The 766-nt window shown below is 33.6% G+C and carries 2 pseudogenes; both read left to right on the top strand.

Annotated features, from left to right (window positions below):
• A pseudogene (locus CBI42_RS10975) lies at positions 1–329 on the top strand (peptidylprolyl isomerase); the annotation flags it as partial.
• Between the two features lie 9 nt (positions 330–338).
• Positions 339–766, top strand: a pseudogene (locus CBI42_RS10980) (DNA primase); the annotation flags it as partial.

Consider the following 766-nt stretch of genomic DNA (forward strand, 5'->3'; position numbering starts at 1 on the left):
ATGCCATGAACCAAGTGTATAAGGATTATATTTTGGATTATCATTTTGAAAAAGCAGATATCTTTGTCAATCAGACTACGAATCAAGCCATTGCCATGGTCTCTTATAATGTAACCTATGTATCTGATTTAAAGAATGCCAACCAATCAAAAACCAATCAGACAGAAACAAGAACTGTTAAATTGTCCTATTCTAAACTTCCTGGTAAGTTATTGGTCAACCAAGTACAGGTTTGGAAATCTGGGTTAGATGATTTGGATAAGGCCACTCCCAAAACTTTAGAAGAATCCTCATCTGTTCCATCACTTCCAAATACTACAACAAAATGATGATATTGCATGGAAATAGAAGAATGTAAGCAAATTTCAATTCTTGATGTAGCCAATCGTTTAGGTATCTCCTTCAAACAAGTTTCGAGCAGTGTCTATGAGCATCCTGAACACGATTCATTTCGGATTTTTTCAACTACTAATACTTTTAAATGGTTTTCAAGAGATATTCAAGGTGATGTCATTGATTTTGTTCGACTTGTTAAGGGAATTTCTTTTAAAGAAGCTCTAGCGTTTCTTTCTGAAGAACCTTTAAAAAAAGAAGCTGTTCAAGAAAATAGATTGAGACCATTTTATTATCCTTTAAAGAGAGTAGAAGATTCTAACTGTAGTCTAGCCAGATATTATTTAACAGAATGTAGAGGAATCGCAGAAGAAATCGTACAAAAGATGATTCAACAAGGTTTGATAGCACAAGCTAGTTGGAAAACAAATGA

Origin of the sequence: Streptococcus sp. KR (assembly GCF_002238115.1) — a bacterium.
Taxonomy (GTDB): domain Bacteria; phylum Bacillota; class Bacilli; order Lactobacillales; family Streptococcaceae; genus Streptococcus.